We start from the raw sequence: 26,978 nt of genomic DNA, 5'->3' as shown, positions 1-26,978 counted from the left end.
TCCGACAGGCTCAGGGACCTCCGACAGGCTCAGGGACCTCCGACAGGCTCAGGGACCTCCGACAGGCTCAGGGACCTCCGACAGGCTCAGGGACCTTCGACAGGCTCGGGGACCCTGGACGGGCTCAGCGACCTTCGACAGCCCCGGGGACCTCGGTCGCGGCGCGGTCGGCTCGACACCGAGCCATCCTGGATGCCGACTTCCCTCACCCGCGTAAAATGGCGGCGTGACCGACTCCCCCCACGTCCGCGCCCAGGCGCCCCTCGCTCCCGGCATGCGCCCGCGGCCGTCGGCGGTCGAGATCGGCAGCGTCGTCTGCGGCCTCTTCGCCTTCGTCACCCTCGCGATCTGGGGCTTCACCGCGTGGCCCTTGCCGTGGAACATCGTCGCCGGCATCGGCGCCCCCGCCCTGGCCGTGCTCGTGTGGGCGCTGTTCGTCTCGCCCCGCGCGGTTCTCGCCGTGCACCCCTTCATCCGCGCAATCGTCGAGCTGTTCGTCTACGCCGCCGCCACCATCGCCTGGTGGAGCATGGGACAGGCCTGGATCGGGCTCGGCTTCGCGATCATCGCCGTCACGTTCGGCGCTCTGAACGGCCGCCGGCGCCTGGCGTGACCCCCGAGACGGCGGGCCCCTCGCCGTCCCCGCACGCGCGGGGCGCGGGCGAGGACGCTCTGGCGCTGCTGCGGGCCGAGCTCGGCGCGCGCGTCGACACCTCCCCCGCGGCCCTCGACGCGGCTCGAGCCGACAAGTCCGGCCATGCCGCCCAGGGACTGCCGCTCGCGGTGGTGAACGCGGCATCCGTCGCCGACGTGCAGGCGGTGATGCGCATCGCCACCGCCACCCGCACCCCCGTCGTGCCGCGCGGGGCGGGGACGGGGCTCGCCGGCGGAGCCAACACGGGCGGCGGCGAGATCAGCCTGTCGGTGCGGGCCATGGACCGCGTGCTCGAGGTGCGCCCCGACGATCTGCTGGCCGTCGTCGAACCCGGCATCCTGAACGCGGATCTCAACGCCCAACTCGAAGCCCACGGCGTCTGGTGGGCACCCGACCCCGCGAGTCGGGCCATCTCGACGGTCGGCGGCAACATCGCCACCGGGGCCGGCGGGTTGCTCTGCGCGAAGTACGGCGTCGTGCGCGACGCGGTGCTGGGCGTCGATCTCGTGCTCGCCGACGGGCGACTCCTGCACCTCGGACACCGCAGCGTCAAAGGCGTGACCGGACTCGACCTCACCTCCCTCGTGATCGGGTCCGAGGGCACGCTCGGCGTGGTCGTCGGCGCGACCCTCAAGCTCCGCCGCCTGGTCGAGGGCGAGCGCGTGACCCTCACCGCCCTCTTCGACGGCGTGCGCGCTGCCGCCGTCGCGTGCTCCGCGGTCACGGCATCCGGAGTCCAGCCCGCGATCATGGAGCTGATGGATGCCACGAGCCTGGCCGCCGCGCACCGCCTGCTCGCGTTGCCCGTCCCGCCCGCGGGGGCCGCGCAGGTGACGATCCAGACCGACGGCCCCGCCGCGACCGACGAGGCACAGGAGATCGCCGCAGTGCTGCAGGCCGCGGGCGGACGCGTGTCGGTCGCCGCCGACGCCGCCGAGGGCGAGGACCTGCTCGCCGTGCGGCGCGCGATGCACCCCGCGATGGAGACGCTGGGCACGACGCTCATCGAAGACGTCTCGGTCCCGCGCAGCGCTCTCCCCGACATGTTCGACGAGATCGCGCGCATCGAGCACCGGTACGGTCTGGTCATCCCCGCCGTCGCCCACGCGGGAGACGGCAACCTGCACCCGAACTTCGTGTTCGACGGACCCGAGGTCCCCCCGGTGGTGTGGGAGGCGGCGGAGGAGCTGTTCCGCGCGGCGCTCGCCCTCGGCGGCACCCTCACCGGAGAGCACGGCATCGGCGTCCTCAAGCGGCGCTGGCTCGCCGACGAGCTCGGAGAGGACCAGTGGGCACTGCAACGCGACATCGCCCGCGTCTTCGACCCGCTCGGCATCCTGAATCCGGGCAAGGTCTTCGCCCCCTGACCCGTCGTTCGCGGGCCGAACGGCCGCGTCACGTCGGCGGCGTGATCAGACCGTGATATTGCTCAAGGCAGACGCGCAGCGCGCGCCCTTAGCATGGGAAGACTGACTTCCGGGGGGTTTGACTATGACCGACGGCGCACCTGGCACCGACGGCGCGACGTACGCCTGGGCTCCCGCCGAGCCCAAGCCGCGCAAGAACCGCTCCGGCCTGTGGATCGGCATCCCCGCCGGCGCCACGGCCGTGGCCCTCATCGCCGCCTCGCTCGTTCTGATCGCCCCCGGCGCCTCCGTCGCCGGCGTGCAGATCGGCGGCCTGACGGCCGGAGCCGCGGCCCAGGCCATCGAGTCGCGCCTCGCGCAGACGTCGGTCACCGTCGAGAGCCCCGCGGGCGAGGTCGTCGTGACCGGCGCCGACCTCGGCGCGACCGTCGACGCGGCCGCCCTGGCCGACAAGGCGTTCGCCGACAACCCCATGTGGAAGCCCGCGTCGTGGTTCCCCGAGGGAACGGGCGTGACGGTGCAGATCGACGAGGCCGAGGCCGCCGCCGTGCTGCGCGACAAGGCTCCCGGCGCCTACCGCGCTCCCGTCGACGCGACCGTCGCCTACGACGCCGGATCGCAGGCGTACGTCACGACCCCCGCCGAGGCCGGCGAGGGCATCGACGTCGCCACCGTCGCCGCGGCCCTGCAGTCGGCGTTCGACGCCGGCACCGCCTCCACCACGGTCGAGGCCACGCTCGTGCCCGTCGACGCCCCCGTCTCCACCGACGAGGCCGCCGCCGCGGTCGGCACGCTCAACGGCATCCTCGATTCGGCCGGCTTCTACATCGGCGACGAGCGCACCGTCACCGTCGACCGCGCCACCGCCGCGTCGTGGCTCACCGTCACGCCCGACGGCAAGGGGGCCTTCGCGATCTCGGCCGACGAGGCCGCCATCCAGAACGCGGTCGGGGGCCTCACCGCTGCCGTCGACCGCGGCGCCGTCAACGCCGACGTGATCGTCGACACCGGCGGCGAGGTCATCCACACGATCACCGAGGGCCAGACCGGACGCACGCTCGGCGACACCGCCGGCATCGCCGCGGCCTTCGCCACGCAGCTCGCCGAGGGCAACGGGCGCTACGCCCTGACCGTGGCCGAGACGCCGTTCGAGACGACCAAGACCGAGCGTCGCATCGACGTCAACCTCAGCACCCAGACCACCACGCTCTGGCAGAACGGGCAGGTGTACCGCACCTACACGATCTCCTCCGGCGCGGGCGACCACGCCACCCACACCGGCGAGTTCCGCATCGGCTGGAAGACCGCCATGCAGGACATGGGCTGCGTCCCGGGCTACGACTACTGCACGAAGGACGTCCCCTGGGTCTCGTACTTCAACGGCGACGAGGGCTTCCACGGCACCTACTGGCACAACAACTTCGGCACGCCCATGAGCCACGGCTGCATCAACATGACCATCGCCCAGGCGAAGGAACTGTACGACTGGGCCTACCGCGGCACCGAGGTGTCGGTCCACTACTGAGTTCGGACCCTACAGAGGGGCGGATGCTTCGGCATCCGCCCCTCTGTCTTTCGTCCCGGCAGACCGGCATCATCGCGTCCTGCGTCGCCCCGCTGCGACGACGTCTGCCCTGCGACCTGCCCCGATACCCCGCTTCCGGGGCCCCGGGCGCATAACTCCTGCAAAACGGCCCGACCGGGCCCTCCGCAGCGACCGAGAGCCGCGGATTGCAGGAGTTGTGAAACGCCGACGAGCCGAGCCGCGGCCCGGACATGCAGAAGGGGCGGATGCCGTGTGGCATCCGCCCCTTTCGGGTTCAGGCTCAGCGCAGGGCGTCGACCACGGCGTTCAGCGTCGCGGACGGGCGCATGACCTTCTCGACCAGTTCCGTGTTCGGGCGGTAGTAGCCGCCGATCTCGGCGTGGTGACCCTGGACCGCGTTGAGCTCGGCGACGATCGTCTGCTCCTCCGAAGCCAGCTTCTCGGCGACCGGGCCGAAGACGGCGGCGAGGTCGGCATCCGTCGACTGCTGCGCCAGCTCCTGCGCCCAGTACAGGGCGAGGTAGAAGTGGCTGCCGCGGTTGTCGATCGTGCCGAGGGCACGGCCGGGCGACTTGTCGTTCTCGAGGAACGTACCGGTCGCGGCGTCGAGCGTCTGCGCGAGCACGCGGGCGCGTTCGTTGCCCGTGGTGTCGGCGAGGTGCTCGAGCGAGGCCGCGAGCGCGAAGAACTCACCCAGCGAGTCCCAGCGGAGGTAGTCCTCCTCGACGAGCTGCTGCACGTGCTTGGGGGCCGACCCACCGGCACCGGTCTCGAACAGACCGCCACCCGCGAGCAGCGGGACGATCGAGAGCATCTTGGCGCTCGTGCCCACCTCGAGGATCGGGAACAGGTCGGTGAGGTAGTCGCGCAGCACGTTGCCGGTGACCGAGATGGTGTCTTCGCCGCGACGGATGCGCTCGAGCGAGTAGCGGGTGGCATCGGCGGGCGCGAGGATCTCGATCGTGAGGCCCTCGGTGTCGTGGTCGGCGAGGTACTCGTGCACCTTGGCGATGAGGTTGCGGTCGTGGGCGCGGCTCTCGTCGAGCCAGAACACGGCCGGAACACCGGTGGCGCGAGCGCGCGTGACGGCGAGCTTCACCCAGTCGCGGACCGCGACGTCCTTGGTCTGCGTCGCGCGCCAGATGTCGCCCGCCTCGACCTCGTGCTCGAGCAGCACGTCGCCGTTCGACGCCATGACCTGCACGCGGCCGGCCGCGGGGATCTCGAAGGTCTTGTCGTGGCTGCCGTACTCCTCGGCCGCCTGCGCCATCAGACCGACGTTGGGGACCGAGCCGATGGTGGCCGGGTCGAGCGGACCGTTCGCGATCACGTCTTCGATCGTGGCCTGGTACACACCGGCGTACGAGGAGTCGGGGATGACCGCGAGGGTGTCGTCCTCTCCCCCGTCGGCGCCCCACAGCTTGCCGCCGTTGCGGATCAGCGCGGGCATCGACGCGTCGACGATCACGTCGCTCGGCACGTGCAGGTTGGTGATGCCCTTGTCGCTGTTCACGTACGACAGGCGGGGGCCGGATGCCAGAGCCTCGCGGATCTCCGCGGCGATGGCGTCGCCGCCCTCGACGTTCGACAGACCCGCGAGGATCGAGCCGAGGCCGTCGTTGGGGGTGAGCCCGGCGGCCGCGAGGGCGTCACCGTGACGGTCGAAGACGTCGGCGAAGAACGCCTTCACGACGTGACCGAAGATGATCGGGTCGCTGACCTTCATCATCGTGGCCTTGAGGTGCACCGAGTACAGCACGTCGTCGGCCTTGGCCTCGGCGAGCGTGTCGGCGAGGAACGCGTCGAGCGCCGCGGCCGAGAGGAAGGTGGCATCCACGATCTCGCCCTGCAGGACCTTGAGGCCCTCCTTCAGCGTGGTCGTGCCGCCGTCGGCGGCCACGTGCTGGATCGTGAGCACGTCGTCGTCGGCGATGACCACCGACTTCTCGTTGGAGCGGAAGTCGTCGTGACCGAGGGTCGCGACGCGGGTCTTCGAGCCCTCGCCGAACGCCTTGTTGCGGTGCGGGTGCTTCTTCGCGTAGTTCTTCACGGCCAGGGGCGCGCGGCGGTCGCTGTTGCCCTCGCGCAGCACCGGGTTGACGGCCGAGCCCTTGATGCGGTCGTACCGGGCGCGGACGTCTTTCTCTTCGACGCTCGACGCCTCGTCGGGGTAGTCGGGGATGTCGTAGCCCTGCGACTGCAGCTCGGCGATCGCGGCCTTGAGCTGGGGGATGGATGCCGAGATGTTCGGCAGCTTGATGATGTTCGCCTCGGGCAGCGTCGCGAGACCGCCGAGCTCGGCGAGGGCGTCGCCCACCTGCTGTTCCGGGGTCAGACGCTGCGGGAAGGCCGCGAGGATGCGGCCGGCGAGCGAGATGTCGCGGGTTTCGACGTCGACACCCGCCTGCTTCGTGACGGCCTGCACGATGGGCAGGAACGACGCGGTGGCGAGAGCCGGCGCCTCGTCGGTGTACGTGTAGATGATGGTGGAATCGGGCACGTCAGATCTCTCCGTAGAGGCGGCCAGGGTTGCGATTCAGCCTATCGCACGTGGGCAAAGTCTCTTGATGTCGAGATAGTTCCGCCCGGCGCCCCGCCGTCGAACGCCCTGTATTCAGGCGCGGATCCCGTGCTCCCTGGCCGTCCTCGGATGCGCCATGGTGTCGCGGGGGAGGTCGGCGACGCGCATCCACCCGGGCCCCCCGATCCGGGTGCCGTCCGCGACGAGGCCGTCGATCGCGACATCCACCTCGCGGGAGATCTCATCGGCGAGCTGACTGCCGACCACCATCGACACGATCACGCGGCACGTCTCGCCCTCGACTCGCGCCGTCACGGCGACCACGGCCTTGAGCGAGAACGGTCCGATGCGCGTCGTGAACAGGGACAACCCGGTGTTGTCCAGCAGCGCCTCACTGACGATGTCACCGCGCTCCCACACCCAGAGACTCTCGCCCGTCGCCGACGGATCGGCGGAGCTCGTGCGTTCGGGCGCCGGGCGCAGGTGCGCTCTGACGAGGGCGGCCGACACCGCGTCGATCGTCGCGTCCTGCTCCTCCCGCCGCACGTGAAGGACGCATGCGCGGGCGATCTTCCATCTGCCCGCCGGTCCGTCTTCGACACGGGGAGGGCGCGCGGGCGGCGGGGTGGCGGCATCCATCGATCCACCCTAGGGCGGGTGAACGGCGTCGGACAGGTGGACGGCGGACGCGGGAACCCGAGACATCGAACGCATGCGATGGCATGGGCCCTTTGGGCCGGGACGGCGGTGCCGCTAGCCTGGGCCCATGGCTGACCTGCGTCTCGTCGAACTGTCCGCCGCCACGATCGTGGCCGTGAACAACCTCTCGCTCAAGCCCGGCCAGGAGCAATTCCTGGCACCGGTCAGCTACGGCATCGCCGCGACCGTGATGAACCCGTCGACGTCGTGGCAGCGTGTGGTGCTCGACGGCGACGAGGTCGTCGGTTTCGTCAGCGCCAACTTCGACAGCGAGGCGCCCGAGGAGCACTTCCGCTCCGTGCTGTGGCGCATCAACGTCGACGCCGACGACCAGGGCCGCGGCGTGGGCAGCTTCGCGCTCAGCCAGCTCATCGACGAGGCGCGCCGTCGCGGCATGGACCACGTCGACGTCATCTACGAACCCGGCGTCGGCGGCCCCGAGGCCTTCTTCCAGCGGGTGGGCTTCGAGCCGGTCGACGAGACGGAGTACGGCGAGGTCATCGCGCGCGTTCGCGTGTGAGGGTAAAGAACGCTGCTTCTCGGGTGAGCTTCGAGCTCTCGAGCGCTCCTGGCGCGCGCTGTTTCCTCCCGTGTCTCCATGACCGGACCGTGGTTCCCCATCCCCTTCGGAGTCGCACTCGCGGCCTACAGCCTCGTTCAGCTGGGCTCAGACCCGCAGTGGTGGAACATCGCCACCACGACCATCCTGCTTTTCGCGGCCGCGGCATCCATTCTGCGCGGCGTCCTGGACCTGCGAGCTCGCCGCCGCACATCGCGTGACTGACGACGGATGCCACGCCCCGGCGGGGACGTGGCATCCTGTGCCTGCGCGGGTCAGACCAGCGACTCGCGCCAGGCGGCGTGCAGCTGCGCGAACTTGCCGGTGCCGGCGATGAGCGCGGCGGGGGTGTCGTCCTCGATGATGCGGCCGTGCTCCATCACCAGCACGCGGTCGGCGATCGCCACCGTCGACAGGCGGTGCGCGATGATGATCGCCGTGCGGTCGGCCAGAAGTGTCTGCAGCGCGTCCTGGATGAGACGCTCGCTCGGGATGTCGAGCGACGCCGTCGCCTCGTCGAGGATCAGCACCGCGGGGTCGGCGAGGAACGCCCGGGCGAACGAGATCAGCTGACGCTGCCCCGCGGATACCCGGCCACCGCGCTTGTTCACGTCGGTGTCGTAGCCGTCGGGCAGCTTCGAGATGAAGCCGTCGGCGCCCACCGCACGGGCGGCGGCGCGGATCTCGTCCATCGTGGCGTCGGGCTTGCCGAGCGCGATGTTGTCGGCGACGGTTCCGCTGAACAGGTACGCCTCCTGGGTCACCATGACGATCGCGCGGCGCAGATCCTTCGGGTGCAGGCGACGCAGGTCGACGTCGTCGAGCGTGACGGCGCCCCGCGTGGGGTCGTAGAAGCGCGAGATGAGCTTCGCGAGCGTCGTCTTGCCGGCACCGGTCGTACCGACGAGGGCGATCGTCTGCCCCGCGGGGATGTCGAGCGTGAAGTTCGGCAGGATGACGCGACCCTCGGTGTAGCCGAAGGTGACCTCGTCGAAGCGGACGTGACCGCGGGCGCTCCACAGGTCGATCGGATCGGTCGGATCGGGAACCGTCGGCTCCTCCTCCAGCACGCCCGACACCTTCTCGAGCGCCGCCGTCGCCGACTGGTACGAGTTCAGGAAGAACGCGACCTCCTGCAGGGGCGAGAAGAAGTTGCGCACGTAGAGCACGGCGGCCGTGAGCACACCGATCTCGAGCGGGCCGGCGATGACGCGACCGCCGCCCCACAGCAGCACGACGGCGACGGAGACGGCGGCGACCGCCATGATGCCCGGCTCGAACGTTCCGAAGAGGCGGATGGAGCGCATGTTGACGTCGCGGTAGTCGGCGGCGAGCTTGCCGAACTCGGCGTCGTTGCGGGGCTCCTTGCGGAACGCCTTGACCGCGCGGATGCCCGTCATGGACTCGACGAACTTGACGATGACCTGGGCGCTGATGACGCGCGACTCGCGATAGATGACCTGCGAGCGCGAGTAGAACCAGCGCATGAGCAGGTACATCGGGATGCCCATCACGGTGAGGATCAGCCCCGACTGCCAGTCGATGAGGAACAGCGCCGCGAGCGTGAACAGGCCGTAGAGCACACCCGACACCAGTTCGTTGAGCCCGCCGTCGAGCAGTTCGCGGATGGTGTCGAGGTCGCTCGTCTGGCGCGAGATGATGCGCCCCGAGGTGTAGGACTCGTGGAACTCCAGGCTCAGCTTCTGCGTGTGCAGGAAGATGCGCTTGCGCAGGTCGAGCATGATCGCCTGCGTCAGCCGCGCGGCGACGACCACGTACCAGCCGATCAGCACGGCACCGCCGATGCCGGCGAGCAGGTACACCCCGACGACGCCGTAGGTCGGCATCCAATCGCTGCGCTCGATGACGGCCGGCAGCGCGTTGTCGATGCCGTAGGCGATCAGGGCCGGGCCGGCCACGCGCAGCGCCGTCGAGACGACGAGCACGGCCGCGGCCAGCACGAGCTGCCACCGCAGCGGCGAGACGAGCGAGCCCAGCAGGCGGAGGGAGCGCTGGCGGATGGCCTTGCTCTCGGCGCGCGTGTAGTCGGAGCGGTCTTCGCCGCTGGTTCCGGACACGGTCGCGGTGCTCATCGGGTCGCCTCCTTCTCGGTGAGGGCGTCTTCGGTGGGGGTGTCTCCGGATGCCGCGGCCCGGCGCCGGTCGGCATCCATGAACTCCTCGTCGGGCGCGATGATCGAGATGGCTCCCGTCCGCGCCTCGCGCTCGGCCTCTTCGAGGCTCGAGATGACGTAGCGGTAGTGGTCGCTCTCGCGCAGCAGGTCGGAGTGGGTGCCGACGGCGGTGATGCGCCCGCCCTCGAGCAGAGCAACGCGGTCGGCCAGGGTCACCGTCGAGGGCCGGTGGGCGACGACCAGGGCCGTCGTCTCGCTGAGGACCTCGCGCAGGGCGTCTTCGACGAGGGCCTCGGTGTCGACGTCGAGCGCCGACAGGGGGTCGTCGAGCACGAGCACGGCGGGGCGGGCGGCGACCGCTCGGGCGAGCGCGAGACGCTGACGCTGACCGCCCGAGAGGCTCAGGCCCTCTTCGCCGATGACGGTGTCGACGCCGTCGGGCAGGTCGTGCACGAACTGGGCCTGCGCGACCTGGAGGGCTTCGCGCAGGATCTCCTCCGCCTCGGGCGAGCCGGGGGCGAGGTCTTCGCGCCCGAGGAGCACGTTGTCGCGCACCGTCTGCGAGAACAGGGTCGCGTCCTCGAAGGCCATGCCGACGTGACGCCGCAGCTCGGCGAGCGACAGATCGCGCACGTCGACGCCGTCGAGCAGCACGCGCCCGCCCGTGACGTCGTACAGCCGACCCGGCAGGGTAGTGAGCGTCGTCTTGCCGGACCCGGTCAGTCCGACCAGCGCCATCGTCTCGCCCGGTCGCAGCGTCAGGTCGATGCCGTCGAGCAGGTCGGGCTCGGTCGCGGCGGCATCCTGATACCGGAAGTGGGCGTTCTCGAACGTGAGCTCGCCGCGCGGGACCGCGATCGACCGCGGGTTCTCCGGGTCGACGATCGTGTTCTGCTCGTCGAACACCTCGAAGATGCGGTCGGTCGCGGTTCGCGCGTCGAGCAGGAACGAGAAGAGGAAGCCGATCGATTCCATCGGCCAACGCAGCACCGTCGCCATGGCGAAGAAGGCGACCAGCTCGGCGACCTGCAGCTGGCCGAGCTGTGCGAGCACGATTCCCGCTCCGAGGCACACGGCGAAGGCGATGTCGGGCAGCAGGACGAGCCAGAACCAGATCCAGCCGACCGCGCGGGCCTTGTCGATCTCGGTCTCGCGCAGCGACTCGGCCTGACGGGTGAACTTCTGCAGCGCGTGCTTGCCTCGGCCGAAGGCCTTGAGCACGCGGATGCCGTGGACGCTCTCTTCGACCGACGTCGCGAGGTCGCCGGCCTGGTCCTGGCTCTGGCGGGTCAGGGCGCCGTAACGCTTCTCGAAGCGGAAGCCGACGTAGATGACGGGGGCGGAGGTGACGAGGAACAGCGCACCCAGCAGCCAGTGCCACCGGAAGAGCAGGACCGCGCCGATCGCGATCGTCAGCATGTTGACGACGAGGAGGATGACGCCGAAAGCGAGCCACCGGCGCAGCATGCTGATGTCCTGCATCATGCGCGACAGGAGCTGGCCCGACTGCCAGCGGTCGTGGAAGGCGACGGGAAGGCGCTGCAGGCGCGAGTAGAACGACTGGCGCAGGTCGTACTCGACCTTGGTCGCCGGTGCGAGCACGAACCAGCGGCGCAGCCAGACCATCGCGGCCTCGGCGAGACCGAGTGCGAGCACGGCGAGCGAGCCCCACACGAGAGCGGCAGGGTCGAGGGAGGCGATGGGGCCGGCTACGATCTGCTCGAGGACGAGCGGGATGGCGAGCGCGAGCAAACTCGCGATGAGCGCCGTGACGGCGCCCGCGATGAGGCGGGGCAGCACCGGCCGCGCGATGGGAAGCAACCGCGCGAGCGCGCGCGGCGTGGAGAGGCGTTTCGGGGTCGTCGAGGTGGTCATGATCCTCATGGGTTCGAAGCGGGCGCCGGGATCGGGCGCGGACAGGGAGGCCGAGGGCGCGACGAGGGTCGTCGTTCGGGGCGGAGCGGAAGCGCCGGAGCGCGGACGCGGGCCCTAGGAGCGTCGGCCGGGACGCGCAGCGACGGAGAACGCGGCGGCCGGGGCGACGGGGGCGTCGATCTGGTCCATGGCATCCTCCTTGATCTGGTGAAGCCATCGCCGGGGGAACGACAGCCCTCCAGAGTATCCCTGTGAGAACCCTGAAGGCAAGAGTGTCTTCGCCGCTCAGGCCGCTGCTTCGCGCGCGAGCAGGCTCCGCTTGACCTCGGTGCCCCAGGCGAACCCGCCCATCGTGCCGTCTCCGCGCAGCACGCGATGGCAGGGGACGAACAGAGCGACCGCATTGCGGGCGCAGATGGATGCCGCCGCCCGCACCGCGGTCGGAGAGCCCAGTGCCGCGGCGAAGCCGGTGTAGGTCAACGGGGCACCGGGCTCGATACGGCGCAGGCCCCGCCACCCGGCGAGCTGCAGGGTCGTGCCGGTCTGAGCGACCTCGACGTCGTCGATCGCCGCGAGGTCGCCGCCGTAGTACGCCCGGACGGCCTCGGCGGCGGCGGTCTCACCGTGGATCACCCGGTCGGGTCGCCGGTCGGGCCGCAGGCGCGCGAGGACGGCGTCGCGGTCGTCGGTCCACCCCGAGACGATCACGCGATCGTCGGCGTCGGCGAGGATCGCGAAGGCGCCGTCGGGAGTGTCGACGAATTGCAGGGTGGCCGTGGTCATGCGGGGGTCTCGCTTTCTGCGTCGGGGAGCGTGGTCGGTGCGGGCCGGAGCGTCGCGGGGGCGGTCGCCGCGGGCACGGCGCCCGCAGAGACCGATGCCGCAGCGACCGGTGATGCGGGGGCGGCTGCCTGGTGGCGGGCTGCGGTGGCGTGGGAGCCGCGCGGCGTGGGCGCTGCGGGCGCGCCGCGCGAAGCGGCGGGGGCATCCGGGGCGGTGGCGTGGTCGTCGACCGCGGCGACGACGTCGTTCGCGACGACGTCGACCACCGCCGCGCGGCGGCTCGGCCGGGCGACCGCCGCAGCGGCCGCCGTCTCGGCGGGAGAGCGCCACGCCTGGGTCACCGGCGCGGCGTACCAGTAGTGCGCCATCGCGTAGCTGCGCCACGGAGCCAGGCGCTGCGACCACGCGGTGAATCCGGCGGGGTCGGAGGGCAGGCCGAGCTGCGCCGCGCCGGCGCGCGCCGCGACGTCGCCGGGGAGGAGCACGTCGGGGTCGCCGAGGACGCGCATGCGCACGTAGTCAGCCGTCCACGGACCGATCCCCCGCATCGCGAGCAGCCGCTCCCTCTGCTCGGCGCCGTCGTCGCCGGGCCCGATCTCGAGCGATCCGTCGGCCAGGGCCCCGGCTGCCTCGACGATGGCGCGCATGCGCGCCGCCGGTCCGCGCAGCACCTCGAGTCCGCGCTCGGCGATCACCGCCGGCGGAGGGAAAAGCGTCATCGGCTCGGGAGCCACGCTCGCGGGCTCGCCGAGCTCCGCGGCGAGCCGCCCCTGCATAGTTCGGGCCGAGGCGACGCTGATCTGCTGGCCGATCATGGCACGCAGCAGCATCTCGTCGGCATCCATCGCCCCCGGCACGCGGACGCCGGGGATCGCCGCGACCGCGGAAGCGAGCTCGGGATGCCGAGCCAGGGCGTCGTCGATCGCGAGCGGATCGGCGTCGAGGTCGAACAAGCGCCTGACCCGTGCGATGAGCGTGCCGAGGTCGGCGAGCGCAGTCAGCCGCGCGCGCAGGCGCAGTCTGTCGTCGTCGGCGCGGCGCACCTCGAACCAGGCGGGCCCGCCGGGCAGGCGCACCACCCGTGCGAACGACCGATCGTCGCCCTCCTCGACGCCGGGGATCGCGTGGGCGCGCATCCACCCGAAGAGCCCGACCGTGTCGATGGGCCCCCGCACCGGCAGCGCCAGGTCGATCTCGCCCGCCGCCACCTCGGTGCGCGTGGCGGCGGAACGGCGGGAGCGCAACGCGCTGGGCGTCATGCCGAAGACCTCGCCGATGGTCTCGCTGAACTGACGGATGCTGGAGAACCCGGCGGAGAAGGCCACGTCGGCCGACGACAGGTCGGTGCCCACCAGCAGGGCCCGCGCGGTGTGGGCGCGATGGGCCCGCGCGAGCGCGAGGGGGCCCGCGCCGAGCTCGGCGGAGAGCAGTCGCGTGAGGTGGCGCGAAGAGTAGCCGAGACGGCGCGCCAAGCCCGGAACGCCCTCGCGGTCGACCACGCCGTCGGCGATGAGGCGCATGGCGCGCGCCACGACGTCGCCCCGGACGTCCCACAGGGGCGAACCCGGAGCGGCCTCGGGCAGACACCTCTTGCACGCGCGGTAGCCCGCCTCGTGGGCGGCGGCGGAGGTGGCGTAGAAGGTGACGTTCTCTTCCTTCGGGGTGCGCGCGGGACAGCTCGGACGGCAGTAGATGCCCGTCGAGCGCACGGCCGTGACGAACTGCCCGTCGAAGCGGCGGTCGCGCGACTGGATCACGCGGTAGCGCTCGGTGAAGCCCGGTGCGTCGGCGGTGGTGGGGGTCATGGCATCCACCCTGCCACCGACCTCCGACATCGGCTGGCGGAAATCGGACACGGCCGTGGCGGCGGGCCGGACGTCTGCTCACGCGGATCCCGAACGCACGCGGTGTCCCGGCGATCGCGGGGCACGACCGTCGCGGTCACCGACTCCGCGCGGCCGCCACCGGGTCGCGGCCACGACCACGGTCGAGCGGCGACCCGGTTGAACCCGCAGCCCCGACCGGGCACCCGCACGTCCCCGGCGGGGACCCGCATGACCCGGCCGGGGCCGCGTGTGTCCGACGCCCCTTCTTCAGCCCGTCGCGACGGCGAACCCGCCCGCCGGCACCACGACCGTGACCGCACCGTTCGCCGACGTCGTGCGCACGAGTGAACCCGAGGCGTCGTAGACGTCGACGGTCGAGGCGACGCCGTCGGCGCCGATCGTCGTGGGCTGCGCCCCGGGGGCACTGGAGTGCACCAACTCGCCCCGCGCATCGCCGCCGATGACGACTCGAGAGATCCAGGGACGCACGATCAGACCGTCCAGCGCCAGCGTGCCGCGTTGCACGCGCACGCTCACCTCCGAGCCGTTCACGGGAGCGGTCAGGGCGGCGGGGAGGAGCGCCCCCGGAGCGGGTGAGATCCCCTGCTCGGGGCCCGCGAGTCGAAGGGATCCCCCTCCGCGCCAGCTTGAGTGCGTCTGCGCCCCCGGGGTGCTCCACACCACCGGTTCCACCCAGCGGCGCGTGTCAGAGCTCCCGATGTCCCAGGTCGCGCTCTGCTTCGGCGCGAGGGTGAGACCGTCGCCCGACCAGCTCGACTCCCCGGTCCACGACGACGTCGGGGTGAAGACCGTGCCGTCGGTGCGGGCGGCGTCCTCCGCCTCGACGTACTCGAGGCCGACGCGCGACTCCACCGTGGTCAGCGCGGTGGCGCGCAGCGCCACCGCGGGATGGGCGTCCAGGGCCAACGCCGTCAGGAGGCCGTGGATGGTCGACTCCGCCCCGCTGTTGCGGTTGATCGTGCCGTCGGGCTGCAGCCCGTCGAAGGTCACCCCGGTGGCGGGGTCGTACATCTGCGCTCCGGCGTGATTGGCGCCGAAGAACCACGCCGCCTGCAGGCCCGCGAGTTCTGTGAACGCGGACGAGCCCGTCGCGTCGGCGAGGGCGAGCAGCGATTGCACGCGCGAGTCCGCCCCGTAGGCGATCTGAACCCGGTCGGTGGGACTCGGGTACCAGCCGTTGTCGGGCCCGCCGGCCGTGAGCAGCGTGGTGGTGAATCCCGTGGCATCCGCGATCGCCGGCCTCAGGAGGGCGTCGTCGTCGAACAGGTCGCCGGCCACGGCCAGTGCCGCGGGCATCTGCGCACCCCACGCGTGCCACATCGCGGGCGACTGCGCCCAGGGCAGCACGGCCCCGTAGGGCCACTGGCGGGCGCTCCCGGATGCCATGGCCGCCACGCCCTCTGCGAGCTGACGCGCCGCAGTGGCCGAGCTCTCGTCGCCCGCTCTCACGGCCGCGGCGAGCCCCAGCACCGCTTCGGCGGAGGCGTCGGCTCCGTCAACGATCAACCACGCGGGCACGCGCACGCCGTCCGCGGAAACGTATCGCCCGTAGTTCGACAGCACGTCGCGCTCGATCGCGCCGCGCGAGAGCGCAAGTCGGTCTTCGAGGAACGCCGCGAACTCGGGGTCGTCGTCGACGAAGGCGGCGTAGCCCTCCCCCAGGGCCCAGATGGTGCGGGCGGTCCAATAGCTGGGCCCGGAGTCGGAGGGGTCGGGCAGTTCGACGGGTTCGGCCGAGGGGTTCAATTCGCCGTCCGGTTGCATCCAGAGCACGACGTTTCCGGCGGAGGGGCCTACGGTGCTCTGGTGATAGGCGACCGTGCGCAGGAGTTCGTACGCCTTCTCACGACTGTCGGCGTCTCCGGTCAGCTCCCAGTGGCGCGTGTAGACGACCGCGGCGCGGGTGGTGTCGTCGGCATTGAACGCGCCCTGACCCCAGTCGCCGGTCGTCGGGTCGAGCGGCCCACCGCCCACCCTCTGGAACGTCCCCCCATCGCGTGCGTCAGCGTAGGTCCACGGGGCGACCAGGGTGGGCTCCTCCTCCAGCCGGTAGGTCGAATGGCCGGCGACGTTCGCAGGAGGGGTGACCTCGTCGAGGAGGAAGTCGAGGTGGTCGAGGTTCGTCACCGGCACCGCAGCGGCATCCGTCGATGCCACAGCGCGTGGTCCCGCGGTGAGGGGGCCCGCGGTGGCGGGCGCCGCCGTGAGTGGGACGGCGAGGGCGGTGGCACCGACGACGGCCGTGACGCGCGCACTCCATCGTGCGTTCATGGGGGGATCCTTTCGATGGGGGTGAGCGCGACCCCCGCGGGCAGCCCCTCCGCCTGGCGGTGGAGGCGACCATCCCGCGGGGGTCGCGACGGGGGGGGCTCAGTCGGTGCGCTCGAGCAGGGCGACGCCGATCTTCGAGTCGGCCATGCCGTAGAACACGAAGTGGCGGCCGTCGATCTCCTCGATCGCGGTCGGGAAGACGACGTTGGGCACGATGCCGCTTCGCTCGTCGTCGGTCTCGGGCGCCAGCAGCGGCTCGGGCGTCCGGGCGATCACGCGGCTGGGGTCGTCGGCATCCAGGATCAGGGCTCCCGCGGCGTAGTTCACCTTCTGCTGCTGCGAGAACGCGCTGTCGATCACGCCGGTCACGCCGTGGTGCAGCACGAGCCAGCCCTCGGGGATGCGCAACGGCGGCGGTCCCCCGCCGATCTTCACCGCCTCGAACGGGAACGCAGGTCCCGCGACGAACCGGTGCTGCTCCCACAGCGCGAGGTTCGCGAGGTCGTCGCGAACGGATGCCACGGGCACGTAGCTGATCCAGATGGACTGCCGCTCGTCCTCGAGGCCGGCCGGCACCCGCACGCCCTGTCCGGGCTTGGTCTCGCCGAGGTCCCACATGGGTCGGTGCAGAACCGCGAACGCCTCGCTGCCGTCGGGGGCCGTGACCGTCTCGGGGAAGAAGACCGTGTCCTTGTTGTGGAACAGGTTTAGGTCCATGTCGAGGTCGTCCTGGTAGCGGAACAGAACCGGGCCCAGGCGTCGCCACTCGCGGAGGTCGTCCGACACGGCCACGGCCGTACGCGGACCGAGCGGGCCGTAGGCGACGTATGTCATGACGTGCAGGCCCAGGGCCTCGATCCACGTCGTGCGCGGGTCTTCGGTGCCGGCGTTGTCGGCGCCGCGCTCCCACCCGCGGTCGGGCTCGAGCACGACGCCCTCGCGCTCGACGGAGACGGGGATGCCGTCCTCGACGACGACGCGGGCCAGGCCCACGCGCGAGACGTTGCCCTCGGCGACCAGACGCGGCAGCAGGTAGAGCTCGCCGTCCGGGCCGCGGCCCGAGGCCGGGTTGAGCACGCCCTCGGCTTCGTCGGCGTTGCCGGGCTCGGGGGTCATCACCACACCCACACGTGTGAGGCGGTAAGGGACGGGGGATTCGGGGGTCATTGTCATCCTTTCACTCCGGATCCGAGGTCATTGGAGGTGAAGTAGCGCTGGAAGATCAGGAACAGCGCCACCGCGGGGGCGGCGAGCACGACGGCGCCGGCCATCATCGCGCCGAAGGGATTGGTCGTGGAGGCTGCGATGGTCGAGATGAAGTTCGCCAGCGACACCGCGAGCGGCTGCATGGTGGCGTCCTTCGTGATGAGGAAGGGCCACAGGAACTCGTTCCACGGACCGATGAAGGTCAGCAGAACCGCCGTGAGCAGCGCAGGACGCACGAGCGGCAGGGCGACGCTCCACAGCAGCCGGAACTCGTTCGCGCCGTCGATCCGCGCGGCATCGAACAACTCCTTCGGCAGCTGCAGGAAGTACTGCCGGAAGATCACGACCGCGGTCGAGTTGATGAAGAACGGCAGGATCATGCCGAGGTAGCTGTCGCTGAGGCCGTAGTCGCGCGCGATCATGACGTACAGCGGGATCATCAGCAGCTGGAACGGGATCACCTGCACCAGCAGCACGAGGGCGAACGTCGCCGAGCGGCCTCTCCATTTCAGCACCGCCAGCGCGTATCCGGCGAGCACCCCGAACACGATGGTGCCGAGGATCACTCCCCCGGTGAAGATCCCCGAGTTGACGAGGCCCTTCAGCAGGTTGATCCGTCCGTCGATCGCCGTGTAATTCTCGACCGTCAGGTTCGACGGGTGCGGGAACGCGCCCGCGATCGAGGTGTCGGGGCTCGTCTGCAGCGAGCCGACGACCATGTAGTAGAACGGGAACAGGAATGCCAGGGCGCCGAGCGTCAGCACGCCGTACGTGACGACCTTGGTCCTCATGATTCCTCCCTCCCCACGAACCGGCGCTGGAGCGCCGCGATGATCAGCACGAATACGATCAGCACCACGCCGATGGCCGCGGCCACGTCGGGGTTCTGCTGCTCGATGCCCTTCTGGTAGATCAGCAGCACGGGCGAGGTCGATGCCCCGTTGGGGCCGCCGCCGTTGGTGAGCAGGTAGGGCTCGGTGAAGAGGTTGGCGCCGGTGATCGTCGCGAGCAGCACCACGAGGAACGTCGCGGGGCGCACGCCCGGGACGGTCACCGAGAAGAACTGGCGCAGGCGCCCGCCGCCGTCGACCGCGACCGACTCGTACAGCTCGCGCGGGACGTTCTGGAGGGCGGCGAGGTACAGCAGGATGTAGAACCCCAGACCCTTCCACGTCACGAACAGCGCGATCGTGGGCATCGCGAGCGCCGAGTTGACCAACCACGACGGTGTCGGTGCGAGCGGACCGAGGGTGTTGTTGATCAGCCCGTCGTTCGAGAACAGGAACAGCCACACCGCGACCACCGCGACGGACGCCGTGACGTAGGGCACGTAGAACGCCACGCGGAAGAACGCGCGAGCCCGCACCACCCGGTCCAAGGCCGTGGCCAGCACGATCGAGAGCACGACCGTCAGCGGGACGTTGATGAGCAGGAAGATCCCGACGTTGCCGAACGACCGCCAGACGGCCGGGTCGCTGAGGGCGGTGACGTAGTTGTCGAGGCCGACGAACGGCCGTTCGACCTGCGCGCCAGGGGCGGTGAAGAAGTAGTCGTGGAACGACATCCACACCGCGAACACGATCGGATACGCGAAGACGACCGCGATGAAGATCAGGTACGGCGCGGAGAACAGGATGCCGAGCGGCTGCGCCCCGAGGAGGCGGCGCCGCGCCTTACCGGCATCCCCCGCTCCCCCCGCACGACCGGACCGGCCGGGGTCGCCCCCGGTCCGACCGGGCGTGCGGGTGAGATCGGCGGTCATCTCACTTCCCCGCCGCGAGCTGGTCGATCTGCTGCTGGGCGTTGGAGAGGAAGGTGTCCACGTCCTCTTCGCCGAAGATGACCGCTTTGGAGTACTCGTCGCGGAACGCCTGCCAGATCTCGACCGAGCTGACGACGTTGGGCACCTCGACGGTGCGGGCGGCCTGGTCGCCGAACTGCTGGTAGGCCGGGTTGGCGCTGAAGTAGTCGGAGTAGGTGGTGGTCAGGTCGGTGCGCAACGGCATCTGGCCCGTCTCCTCGAGCCAGGTGCCGTCCTGCTCCTGGCTGGTGGCGAACTTCAGCACCTCCCACGCGGTGCCCTTGTTCTGGCACGCGGTGAACAGGCCGACGTTCTTCGCGTCGCTGAAGGTCCACGTCTGGTCGGTCGAGGTGCCCTCCTCGGTCGGCACGGGGACCGAGCCCCAATTGACCTTGTCCTTGTAGACCGACACGGCCCACGGCCCGACGATGGCCATCGCGGCCTTTCCGTCGGCGAATGCGTCGCCCTGGTACTGCTCGTTGCCGGCGAGCCCGTCGGTGTAGATCGTGCGCCAGAAGTCGGCGACGGCCTGACCGTCGGCGTCGTTGAAGGTGGCCTTGCCGTCCTCGACGAGCTGCTTCCCGCCGGTCTGCGCGGCGTACAAGGGGTAGAAGTCGAACCACGACTGGAAGAACTCGCTCGTGGGCGCCGGGTTGATGGCGTAGTCCGAGACGCCCGCCGCCTTCAGCTTCTGCGAGGTGGCGAGGAACTCGTCGTACGTCGACAGCTGCGGGTTCTCGGCGTCGAGGCCGGCCTGGGCGAAGAGGTCCTTGTTGTAGAAGATCATCACCGGGTTGCTCTTCCACGGCAGCTGATAGAAGCCGCCGTCGTCGGAGCGGTACTGGTCGGCGAGGTCGCCGCTGCGCTCGGTGATGTACTGCTCGCCGTCGGGGAAGTCCGACAGGTTCACCAGGCCGCCCTGACGCTGGAATCCGGGGACCGCCGCGGGCGAGGTGTTGAACACCAGGCATGGGGCGTTGCCGGCGGTGATCGCGGCACCGATGACTTCTTCGCTCGACGATCCGGCCGGGATCTCCTGAGCCGTGATCTGCTCGTCGGGGTGGTCGGCGTTCCACGCCTCGACCATCTGCTGACCCCACGCGATCTCCGCCTCGTTGTTGGAGTACCAGATGGTGATGGGGCCCTTGGCATCCATTCCGGATGCTGCGCCACCGCCCCCGCTGCACGCGGAGAGGGCGAGGATGCCGGTGGCGGCTACTGCTGTGGCGAGAATGCGTCGTCGCATGTCTTCCTCCTTGTGGGGCGGGCGGGGGCCCGCGGGTGTCAGCTTCGGGACGGGGGCGCGGTGGAGTCGCGCACGCACAGTTCCGGGTCGGCGAGGGCGAGCGCCTCGGGCACGGCCCCGGCGATGGCCTGCAGCAGAGCGCGGGCCGCGGCCGCTCCCCAGCCCCGCGCGTCGGTGGAGACGCTCGTGAGGGCGGGGAACAGGTGCCGGCCGAGTTCGGTGTCGTCGAACCCGGTGATCGAGAGGTCGCGAGGCACCGACAGGCCGCGGCGCTGCGCCGTGCCGAGCCCCGCGACAGCCATGTTGTCGTTCGAGTACACGATCGCCGTGGGCGGGACCTCGGCGTCGAGCAGGGCCGTGGTGGCCCGCGCCCCGTCGGCCGCGCTGAAGTCGGTCTCGACGGTACGGGCACGGATGCCACGCGCTCGCGCCGCGTCTTCGAACGCGGCCGCGCGGTGGCGTCCGTGCAGCATCGCGAACGGGCCCGCGACGTGCGCGATGTCGGTGTGCCCGAGGTCGGCGAGGTGATCGACCGCGAGCCGGATGCCGGCTCCGTCATCGACCGAGACCGAGGTGAAGGGGCTGTCGATATCGGGGACGCCGAGGGTCACCGCGGCGATGCCGAGGCCCGAGACGAGCTCGATGCGCGGATCGTCGGCGCGGAGGTCGGACAGGATCACGCCGTCCACGCGGCGGTCGGCCGCGAGTCCGCGGTAGGTCTCCTCCTCGTGGCGGCCGGGGGTGGCGGCCGCGAGCACGAGCACCTGGCCCGAGACGGAGAATTCATCCTCGACGCCCGCGATGAACGACGGGAAGAAGGGGTCCGCGGCGATGACGTCGGGACTGCGACCGATGACGAGACCGCACGCGAAGGCGCGACCGACGCTCAACGAACGGGCACGCAGGCTGGGGCTCCAGCCCATGTCGGCGGCGACGGTGAGGATGCGCTCACGGGTGTCCGCGGAGACGCCCGGCCGACCGTTCAGGGCGAACGAGACGAGGCCCTTGCTCACGCCGGCGCGGCGCGCGACATCGGCGATGGTGGGTCGCGTGTCGTTCGTCATCCGTCACTCCGTCGTGTGGGCTGTTCCTGAACCGGTTTAGTAACGAAACTCTAAACCGGTTCAGGTCACGGCGTCAAGACTCCGGAGCGATCGCGCACGAGAGAAGAGTGCGGGGTGCAGAACGAATCCGACTCCGGTGCAGGGCCCCGAAGCCACCGTGCGCGCACCGAACCGACCGATCCCGCACCGCCCACCGCAACCCCTCCCCGATGTCGGAGGCCGTCGCTAGCGTGAGGGCATGAGCGAACGCGAATACGACCTGATCGTCATCGGCGCGGGCCCCGTGGGCGAGAACGTCGCCGACCGCGCCGTGCAGGCCGGCCTCACCGCCGCCATCGTGGAGTCCGAGCTCGTCGGCGGCGAGTGCTCCTACTGGGCGTGCATGCCGTCGAAGGCGCTGCTGCGCAGTGGCGCGGCCCTGCGTGCGGCGCGCGACGTCGACGGTGCGAAGCAGGCGGTCACGGGCGATCTCGACGTGGCCGCGGTTCTGCGGCGCCGCGACACGATGACGAGCAACTGGGATGACTCGGGCCAGGTGCAGTGGCTGCAGGGGGCCGGCATCGACCTCGTCCGCGGACACGGGCGCCTCACCGGCGAGAAGACCGTGAGCGTCACCGCCGCCGACGGCTCGACGACCGATCTCGTCGCGCGCCACGCGGTCGCGGTGTGCACGGGCTCGGCGGCGCTCCTCCCCGACATCCCCGGCCTCGCCGGCGTCTCGCCCTGGACCAGCCGCGAGGCGACCGCCGTGGAGCAGATCCCCGGCTCGCTGGCCATCATCGGCGGCGGGGTCGTCGGCGCCGAGATGGCCACGGCGTTCCAGAGCCTCGGCGCACAGGTCACGATCATCGCGCGCTCCGGTCTGCTGGGCGGGAACGAGCCGTTCGCCGGCGAGCTGGTCGCGTCGTCCCTCCGCGACCGCGGGGCGACCGTGAAGACGGGGGCGGATGCCACCTCGGCGCATCGCGACGACGACGACCGCGTCGTGCTCGAGCTCTCCGACGGCACGACCGTCACCGCCGACGAGGTGCTCGTCGCGACCGGACGCGTCCCGCGCACCGATGATCTCGGGCTGGATGCCGTCGGCCTCACCCCCGGCGAGTGGATCGACGTCGACGACACCCTCCGCGTGCGGGGTTCGGACTGGCTGTACGCGGTCGGAGACGTCAACCACCGTGCGCTCCTGACCCACCAGGGCAAGTACCAGGCGCGGGCCGCGGGCGATGTGATCGCGGCGCGCGCGCAGGGCGACGAGGTCGACGACGCCCCGTGGGGCGCACACGTCGCCACCGCCGACCACGACGCGGTGCCGCAGGTCACGTTCACCGATCCCGAGGTGGCATCCGTCGGTCTCACCGCAGCGAAAGCCGAAGACCGGGGCCTGAACGTGAAGGTGCTCGACTACGACCTGGCGAGCATCGCCGGCTCCAGCGAGCAGTCCGACGCCTACGTCGGCAAGGCCCGCGCGATCGTCGACCTCGACCGGGGCGTGCTCGTGGGGGCGACCTTCGTCGGCCCCGACATCGCCGAGCTGCTGCACTCCGCGACGATCGCCGTCGTCGGCGAAGTGCCCGTGAAGCGTCTCTGGCACGCGGTGCCGTCGTACCCGACGGTCAGCGAGGTGTGGCTGCGGTTGCTCGAGACCCTGGGCCGCGATTCGGCGTGAGCCGCGACCGGAGCGCGGCTCGCAGGCGACGGTGAACCGCGAGCCGAGCACGGTGCACAGGCGACGGTGAGCCACGCCCCAAGCGCAACCCGCAGGCGACGGTGAGCCACGACCCGGGCGCGGTGCGCGAGCGACGGTGACGGGGCAGGCAGTGAAGGCGTCCGACAGCCCCGACACCTACGCCGCAGGGCTGCCGCATCGGCCGTCTCCGGCATAGGGTCGCACCATGTCACGCATCGTCGCGCTCATCCGCGGGGTCGGCGGTCCCACGGCCCTGAAGATGCCGGCGCTGCGCGAGGCGCTGGCATCCGCCGGTCTGGCAGAGGTCGAGACGCTGCAGGTGGCCGGCAACCTCGTGCTCGACGACGGCGGTCGCTCCCCCGACGACCTCGCGATGGTGATCCGCGACACGGTTCGGGGTGCCTTCGGTTTCGATCTGCCCGTCATCGTGCGCACGCACCGCGAATTCGCCGATGCACGGGCGCGCAACCCCTGGGCCGATGCGGCCGAGGGGCGGTGGGTGCAGACGGTCTTCCTCGACCGCGCGCCGACGACACCGCTCGAGCTGCCACACGGCATTCCCGAAGAAGCGCTGCTCGACGACCGCGAGGTCTTCGTGTGGTATCCGGAGGGGATCGGCGGGTCGAAGCTGCAGGCCGGATGGTTCGAGAAGCGTCTCGGCGTCGTCGGCACCGCGCGGAACAACAACACCGTCGCGAAGCTCATCGAGATGAGTGCGTGAGCGCAGCGCGAGCCGTCGCGCGGGCGAGGCTCGTCGAGATGCGCGCGCGAGCGGAGCTCACCGGGATGAGTGCGTGAGCGCAGGAGCACCGCTCACGCCACGAGGCGGCGTGCTCGTGGGTGTGGACGAGCGCTGACGGACCGTCACGGCGATCGCCGCGCACGCGATCACCGCGAGACCCCCCACGACGGTCAGGACGCTCAGCTGCTCCCCGAGCAGCAGAGCCGCCCACGCGAGTGAGAGCACCGGTTGAGCGAGCTGCAGCTGGCTGACGCGGGCCATCGGCCCGATGGCGAGTCCGCGGTACCAGGCGACGAAGCCGAGGAACATGCTGACGACGGCCAGGTAAGCGAACGAGCCCCACGCGACCGGATCGGCGGCGACCGGCGTGCGCAGGGCGGAGAAGGCGGTCAGGCCCACCATCACCGGGCTCGACAGCACCAGGGCCCACGAGATCGTCTGCCAGGCGCCGAGTTCGCGCGACAGCACCCCGCCTTCCGCGTACCCGACGGCCGCGGCCGCGACGGCACCGAGGAGCAGCAGGTCCGACACGTGCAGGCCGCCGGATCCCCCGGCGAGGGCGAACGCCACCGCGACGACCGCCCCGATGACGGCGGCGATCCAGAATCCCCGGCCCGGCCTCTCGCGCGTGCGCACGACCGCGGCCACCGCGGTGGCGGCCGGGAGGACGGCGATGACGACGGCGCCGTGACTCGCCGGCGCCGAGGTCAGCGCGAGCGACGTCAGCAGCGGGAAGCCCAGCACCACTCCCCCGCCGACGATCGCGAGTCGCGCCGCCTGACCCCGTGTGGGCCGCCGCGACCGGGTGACCGCGAGGGCGACCCCGGCGATCGCGGCGGCGACCACCGCACGCCCGGCGCCGACGAACAGCGGATCGAGCTGCGCGACGGCGATGCGGGTGAAGATCACGGTGAACGAGAACGCGAGCACCCCGACGCCTCCCCACACGAGGCCGCCGCGGGTCACGGAACCGGGCACTGTCTGCATCCGCTCACTCTGCGGGTTCGCGCTGCCGCGTCGCGCGGTCCACTCGCCGTCGCGTGGCATCCCTCGCTCGAAGGCGACCTCAGGTCGCTGCTCCGTGCGTTCCGTTGCTCTCCCTCGGGCGGCGGGCTCGGGTTCGGGGCGCGTTCGTTCGCTTGGGGCGTGATTCGCCCGCCCCAACCGGGGAAAGCCGCCCCGAACCCGACCGAGCACCGCCGGCCCGCCGCGCACCGACCCCGAACAACGCCACCCCCGAACAACGCCACCGCCGAGCACCGCCCCGCGCGGCGGCGCGAACACGACGACGCCGCCGCAACCGAGGCTGCGGCGGCGTCGAGGAGTGCGCGTCAGTGGAAGAAGTGACGCTCCCCCGTGAAGAACATCGTCACACCGGCCGCGCGCGCGGCGTCGACGACCTCGGCATCCCGCACCGAACCTCCGGGCTGGATGATCGCCGAGATGCCCGCGTCGATCAGCACCTGCGGGCCGTCGGCGAAGGGGAAGAACGCGTCGGATGCCGCGATCGAACCGCGGGCGCGGTCGCCCGCACGCTCGACGGCGAGACGGCACGAGTCGACGCGGTTGACCTGGCCCATGCCGATGCCGACCGTGGCCGAGGCCTGGGCGAGCACGATGGCGTTGGACTTCACGGCGCGGCACGACTTCCACGCGAAGATCAGGCTCTCCATGTCGGCCTCGGCGGGACGCTCGCCCGAGACGAGTTCCCAGTTCTTCGCGACCGACTCGATGTCGTCGGGGAAGCGGTCGGCATCCTGCAGCAGCAGGCCGCCCGACACCAGGCGCACGTCCATGCGCTCCTGCTGCCAGTCGGTGGGCAGCTGCAGCACGCGCAGGTTCTTCTTCAGCTTGAACACCTCGAGCGCCTCGGGCTCGAAGTCGGGGGCGATGATTACCTCGGTGAAGATGTCGCGCAGGTTCTCGGCCATCTTCAGCGTCACGGTGCGGTTGGCCGCGATCACGCCGCCGAACGCCGAGACGGGGTCGCACTCGTGCGCGCGCAGGTGCGCCGAGGCGATCGGGTCGAGGGCGTTGGGAGCGGCGACGGCGATGCCGCAGGGGTTCGCGTGCTTGATGATCGCGACGGCGGGCTTGACCATGTCGAAGGCCGCGCGAAGCGCCGCATCGGCGTCGACGTAGTTGTTGTACGACATCTCCTTGCCCTGCAGCTGCGTGGCCTGGGCGATGCCGTGTCCGCCGACGCGCGTGTAGATCGCCGCGCGCTGGTGCGAGTTCTCGCCGTAGCGCAGGGTCGACAGGCGCTCGGCCTGAATCGTCAGGTGCGCGGGCAGATCGATGTCGTCGCCGAGCGTCCCCTCGGCGAACCACGTCGACACCGCCGTGTCGTACGCGGCGGTGTGCGAGAACGCACGGGCCGCGAGCTCGCGGCGCTGCACGAGGTTCGTTCCGCCCTGGGTCTGCAGGGCGTCGATGATCGCGGGGTACGACTCGGGCGAGACGACGATGGCGACGTTGGCGTGGTTCTTCGCCGACGCGCGCACCATCGCGGGGCCGCCGATGTCGATCTGCTCGACCACGTCGTCGCCCTCGGCTCCGGATGCCACGGTCTCGACGAACGGGTAGAGGTTCACGACCACGAGCTCGAAGGGACGGATGCCGAGCTCGCCCAGCTGCGCCTCGTGCGAGGCGAGGCGCAGGTCGGCGAGCAGGCCCGCGTGAACGTTCGGGTGCAGCGTCTTCACGCGTCCGTCGAGAGACTCGGGGAACCCGGTCACGGCGGAGACGTCGGTGACCTCGTACCCGGCGTCGCGCAGCAGCGTGGCCGAGCCGCCGGTCGAGACGATCTCGACACCGGCGGCGGCGAGGGCTTCACCGAGGGCGAGAAGACCGGTCTTGTCGCTCACCGACACCAGCGCGCGCCGGATCGGGACGACATCGCGGGGGCGGTAGTCGGCGGGGTCGTGTCGGGGTCCGGCCATGGCGTTCGGCTCCTGTGTCTCGAGTCGGGTTCG

Annotated in this window: 21 protein-coding genes; 7 read left to right on the top strand and 14 right to left on the bottom strand. The window is 71.1% G+C overall.

Going from position 1 to position 26,978, the window contains the following annotated elements:
• The first annotated feature begins 226 nt into the window (after positions 1-226).
• From Q0818_RS03930 to Q0818_RS03920, 3 genes are all read left to right on the top strand, one after another.
• Complete coding sequence (locus tag Q0818_RS03930; protein ID WP_298871666.1) at positions 227-613, top strand: YrdB family protein; 387 nt, start codon at positions 227-229, stop codon at positions 611-613.
• A gap of 59 nt (positions 614-672) precedes the next feature.
• Positions 673-2,022 carry an FAD-linked oxidase C-terminal domain-containing protein gene (locus Q0818_RS03925; RefSeq protein ID WP_298871695.1) on the top strand — a complete coding sequence of 450 codons (1,350 nt, stop codon included), beginning with the start codon at positions 673-675 and terminating at the stop codon, positions 2,020-2,022.
• A 124-nt stretch (positions 2,023-2,146) separates the two neighbouring features.
• Positions 2,147-3,547 carry a L,D-transpeptidase family protein gene (locus tag Q0818_RS03920; RefSeq protein ID WP_298871665.1) on the top strand — a complete coding sequence of 467 codons (1,401 nt, stop codon included), beginning with the start codon at positions 2,147-2,149 and terminating at the stop codon, positions 3,545-3,547.
• A 301-nt stretch (positions 3,548-3,848) separates the two neighbouring features.
• On the opposite strand, the gene Q0818_RS03915 is transcribed toward Q0818_RS03920, so the two are convergent.
• Both Q0818_RS03915 and Q0818_RS03910 read right to left on the bottom strand, forming a co-directional pair.
• The gene (locus tag Q0818_RS03915; RefSeq protein ID WP_298871662.1) at positions 3,849-6,068 is read right to left on the bottom strand and encodes an NADP-dependent isocitrate dehydrogenase; all 2,220 of its coding nucleotides are present in this window, start codon (positions 6,066-6,068) and stop codon (positions 3,849-3,851) included.
• Between the two features lie 114 nt (positions 6,069-6,182).
• Complete coding sequence (locus tag Q0818_RS03910) at positions 6,183-6,728, bottom strand: hypothetical protein (RefSeq protein WP_298871657.1); 546 nt, start codon at positions 6,726-6,728, stop codon at positions 6,183-6,185.
• A 127-nt stretch (positions 6,729-6,855) separates the two neighbouring features.
• Between Q0818_RS03910 and Q0818_RS03905 the strand changes: the two genes are divergently transcribed.
• Entirely contained in the window at positions 6,856-7,308 is a 453-nt protein-coding gene (locus Q0818_RS03905; protein ID WP_298871654.1) for a GNAT family N-acetyltransferase, read from the top strand.
• Between the two features lie 78 nt (positions 7,309-7,386).
• A complete protein-coding gene (locus Q0818_RS03900) occupies positions 7,387-7,572 on the top strand; it encodes a hypothetical protein (RefSeq protein WP_298871652.1) in 186 nt (61 codons plus the stop codon).
• 50 nt (positions 7,573-7,622) lie between these two features.
• On the opposite strand, the gene Q0818_RS03895 is transcribed toward Q0818_RS03900, so the two are convergent.
• From Q0818_RS03895 to Q0818_RS03850, 10 genes are all read right to left on the bottom strand, one after another.
• Positions 7,623-9,440 (bottom strand): ABC transporter ATP-binding protein, encoded by a 1,818-nt coding sequence (locus tag Q0818_RS03895; protein ID WP_298871650.1) that lies wholly within the window; start codon positions 9,438-9,440, stop codon positions 7,623-7,625.
• Positions 9,437-11,356: an ABC transporter ATP-binding protein gene (locus tag Q0818_RS03890; protein WP_298871648.1), complete on the bottom strand. Its 1,920-nt coding sequence runs from the start codon at positions 11,354-11,356 to the stop codon at positions 9,437-9,439. The genes Q0818_RS03895 and Q0818_RS03890 overlap by 4 nt, the downstream gene beginning before the upstream one ends.
• 285 nt (positions 11,357-11,641) lie before the next feature.
• Entirely contained in the window at positions 11,642-12,139 is a 498-nt protein-coding gene (locus tag Q0818_RS03885) for a methylated-DNA--[protein]-cysteine S-methyltransferase (protein ID WP_298871646.1), read from the bottom strand.
• Positions 12,136-13,944, bottom strand: coding sequence for an AlkA N-terminal domain-containing protein (locus tag Q0818_RS03880; RefSeq protein WP_298871644.1), 1,809 nt, complete (start codon positions 13,942-13,944; stop codon positions 12,136-12,138). The genes Q0818_RS03885 and Q0818_RS03880 overlap by 4 nt, the downstream gene beginning before the upstream one ends.
• Before the next feature lie 288 nt (positions 13,945-14,232).
• Positions 14,233-16,257, bottom strand: a complete 2,025-nt coding sequence (locus tag Q0818_RS03875) for a hypothetical protein (RefSeq protein WP_298871642.1) — start codon at positions 16,255-16,257, stop codon at positions 14,233-14,235.
• 99 nt (positions 16,258-16,356) lie between these two features.
• A complete protein-coding gene (locus Q0818_RS03870) occupies positions 16,357-17,424 on the bottom strand; it encodes a glycosidase (protein ID WP_298871639.1) in 1,068 nt (355 codons plus the stop codon).
• A 2-nt stretch (positions 17,425-17,426) separates the two neighbouring features.
• Positions 17,427-18,254: a carbohydrate ABC transporter permease gene (locus Q0818_RS03865; RefSeq protein ID WP_298871637.1), complete on the bottom strand. Its 828-nt coding sequence runs from the start codon at positions 18,252-18,254 to the stop codon at positions 17,427-17,429.
• Positions 18,251-19,225, bottom strand: a complete 975-nt coding sequence (locus Q0818_RS03860; RefSeq protein ID WP_298871635.1) for a carbohydrate ABC transporter permease — start codon at positions 19,223-19,225, stop codon at positions 18,251-18,253. The genes Q0818_RS03865 and Q0818_RS03860 overlap by 4 nt, the downstream gene beginning before the upstream one ends.
• Before the next feature lies 1 nt (position 19,226).
• Positions 19,227-20,510, bottom strand: a complete 1,284-nt coding sequence (locus Q0818_RS03855; RefSeq protein WP_298871632.1) for an extracellular solute-binding protein — start codon at positions 20,508-20,510, stop codon at positions 19,227-19,229.
• 38 nt (positions 20,511-20,548) lie between these two features.
• Positions 20,549-21,574, bottom strand: a complete 1,026-nt coding sequence (locus tag Q0818_RS03850) for a LacI family DNA-binding transcriptional regulator (protein WP_298871629.1) — start codon at positions 21,572-21,574, stop codon at positions 20,549-20,551.
• A 238-nt stretch (positions 21,575-21,812) separates the two neighbouring features.
• Between Q0818_RS03850 and Q0818_RS03845 the strand changes: the two genes are divergently transcribed.
• Both Q0818_RS03845 and Q0818_RS03840 read left to right on the top strand, forming a co-directional pair.
• Entirely contained in the window at positions 21,813-23,240 is a 1,428-nt protein-coding gene (locus tag Q0818_RS03845) for an NAD(P)/FAD-dependent oxidoreductase (RefSeq protein ID WP_298871627.1), read from the top strand.
• A 226-nt stretch (positions 23,241-23,466) separates the two neighbouring features.
• The gene (locus Q0818_RS03840) at positions 23,467-23,982 is read left to right on the top strand and encodes a DUF1697 domain-containing protein (RefSeq protein WP_298871624.1); all 516 of its coding nucleotides are present in this window, start codon (positions 23,467-23,469) and stop codon (positions 23,980-23,982) included.
• A 57-nt stretch (positions 23,983-24,039) separates the two neighbouring features.
• Here the strand turns inward: Q0818_RS03840 and Q0818_RS03835 are convergent, their stop codons facing one another.
• Both Q0818_RS03835 and purH read right to left on the bottom strand, forming a co-directional pair.
• Positions 24,040-24,990, bottom strand: coding sequence for a DMT family transporter (locus Q0818_RS03835; RefSeq protein WP_298871621.1), 951 nt, complete (start codon positions 24,988-24,990; stop codon positions 24,040-24,042).
• Positions 24,991-25,334: 344 nt separating this feature from the next.
• Positions 25,335-26,945, bottom strand: coding sequence for a bifunctional phosphoribosylaminoimidazolecarboxamide formyltransferase/IMP cyclohydrolase (gene purH / locus Q0818_RS03830; RefSeq protein ID WP_298871618.1), 1,611 nt, complete (start codon positions 26,943-26,945; stop codon positions 25,335-25,337).
• Positions 26,946-26,978: the final 33 nt, after the last annotated feature.

Origin of the sequence: uncultured Microbacterium sp. (assembly GCF_947489255.1) — a bacterium.
GTDB classification, from domain to species: Bacteria; Actinomycetota; Actinomycetes; order Actinomycetales; family Microbacteriaceae; genus Microbacterium; species Microbacterium phycohabitans.
This window is presented reverse-complemented; position numbering and strand designations above follow the sequence as displayed.

What these genes read in the sequence shown, in the direction of transcription:
- purH (WP_298871618.1), bottom strand. Translation starts at nt 26,945, where the DNA reads ATGGCCGGACCCCGACACGACCCCGCCGACTACCGCCCCCGCGATGTC.
- Q0818_RS03900 (WP_298871652.1), top strand. Translation starts at nt 7,387, where the DNA reads ATGACCGGACCGTGGTTCCCCATCCCCTTCGGAGTCGCACTCGCGGCC.
- Q0818_RS03875 (WP_298871642.1), bottom strand. Translation starts at nt 16,257, where the DNA reads ATGAACGCACGATGGAGTGCGCGCGTCACGGCCGTCGTCGGTGCCACC.
- Q0818_RS03855 (WP_298871632.1), bottom strand. Translation starts at nt 20,510, where the DNA reads ATGCGACGACGCATTCTCGCCACAGCAGTAGCCGCCACCGGCATCCTC.
- Q0818_RS03860 (WP_298871635.1), bottom strand. Translation starts at nt 19,225, where the DNA reads ATGACCGCCGATCTCACCCGCACGCCCGGTCGGACCGGGGGCGACCCC.
- Q0818_RS03885 (WP_298871646.1), bottom strand. Translation starts at nt 12,139, where the DNA reads ATGACCACGGCCACCCTGCAATTCGTCGACACTCCCGACGGCGCCTTC.
- Q0818_RS03880 (WP_298871644.1), bottom strand. Translation starts at nt 13,944, where the DNA reads ATGACCCCCACCACCGCCGACGCACCGGGCTTCACCGAGCGCTACCGC.
- Q0818_RS03905 (WP_298871654.1), top strand. Translation starts at nt 6,856, where the DNA reads ATGGCTGACCTGCGTCTCGTCGAACTGTCCGCCGCCACGATCGTGGCC.
- Q0818_RS03840 (WP_298871624.1), top strand. Translation starts at nt 23,467, where the DNA reads ATGTCACGCATCGTCGCGCTCATCCGCGGGGTCGGCGGTCCCACGGCC.
- Q0818_RS03835 (WP_298871621.1), bottom strand. Translation starts at nt 24,990, where the DNA reads ATGCAGACAGTGCCCGGTTCCGTGACCCGCGGCGGCCTCGTGTGGGGA.
- Q0818_RS03845 (WP_298871627.1), top strand. Translation starts at nt 21,813, where the DNA reads ATGAGCGAACGCGAATACGACCTGATCGTCATCGGCGCGGGCCCCGTG.
- Q0818_RS03890 (WP_298871648.1), bottom strand. Translation starts at nt 11,356, where the DNA reads ATGACCACCTCGACGACCCCGAAACGCCTCTCCACGCCGCGCGCGCTC.
- Q0818_RS03895 (WP_298871650.1), bottom strand. Translation starts at nt 9,440, where the DNA reads ATGAGCACCGCGACCGTGTCCGGAACCAGCGGCGAAGACCGCTCCGAC.
- Q0818_RS03850 (WP_298871629.1), bottom strand. Translation starts at nt 21,574, where the DNA reads ATGACGAACGACACGCGACCCACCATCGCCGATGTCGCGCGCCGCGCC.
- Q0818_RS03920 (WP_298871665.1), top strand. Translation starts at nt 2,147, where the DNA reads ATGACCGACGGCGCACCTGGCACCGACGGCGCGACGTACGCCTGGGCT.
- Q0818_RS03870 (WP_298871639.1), bottom strand. Translation starts at nt 17,424, where the DNA reads ATGACCCCCGAATCCCCCGTCCCTTACCGCCTCACACGTGTGGGTGTG.
- Q0818_RS03865 (WP_298871637.1), bottom strand. Translation starts at nt 18,254, where the DNA reads ATGAGGACCAAGGTCGTCACGTACGGCGTGCTGACGCTCGGCGCCCTG.
- Q0818_RS03910 (WP_298871657.1), bottom strand. Translation starts at nt 6,728, where the DNA reads ATGGATGCCGCCACCCCGCCGCCCGCGCGCCCTCCCCGTGTCGAAGAC.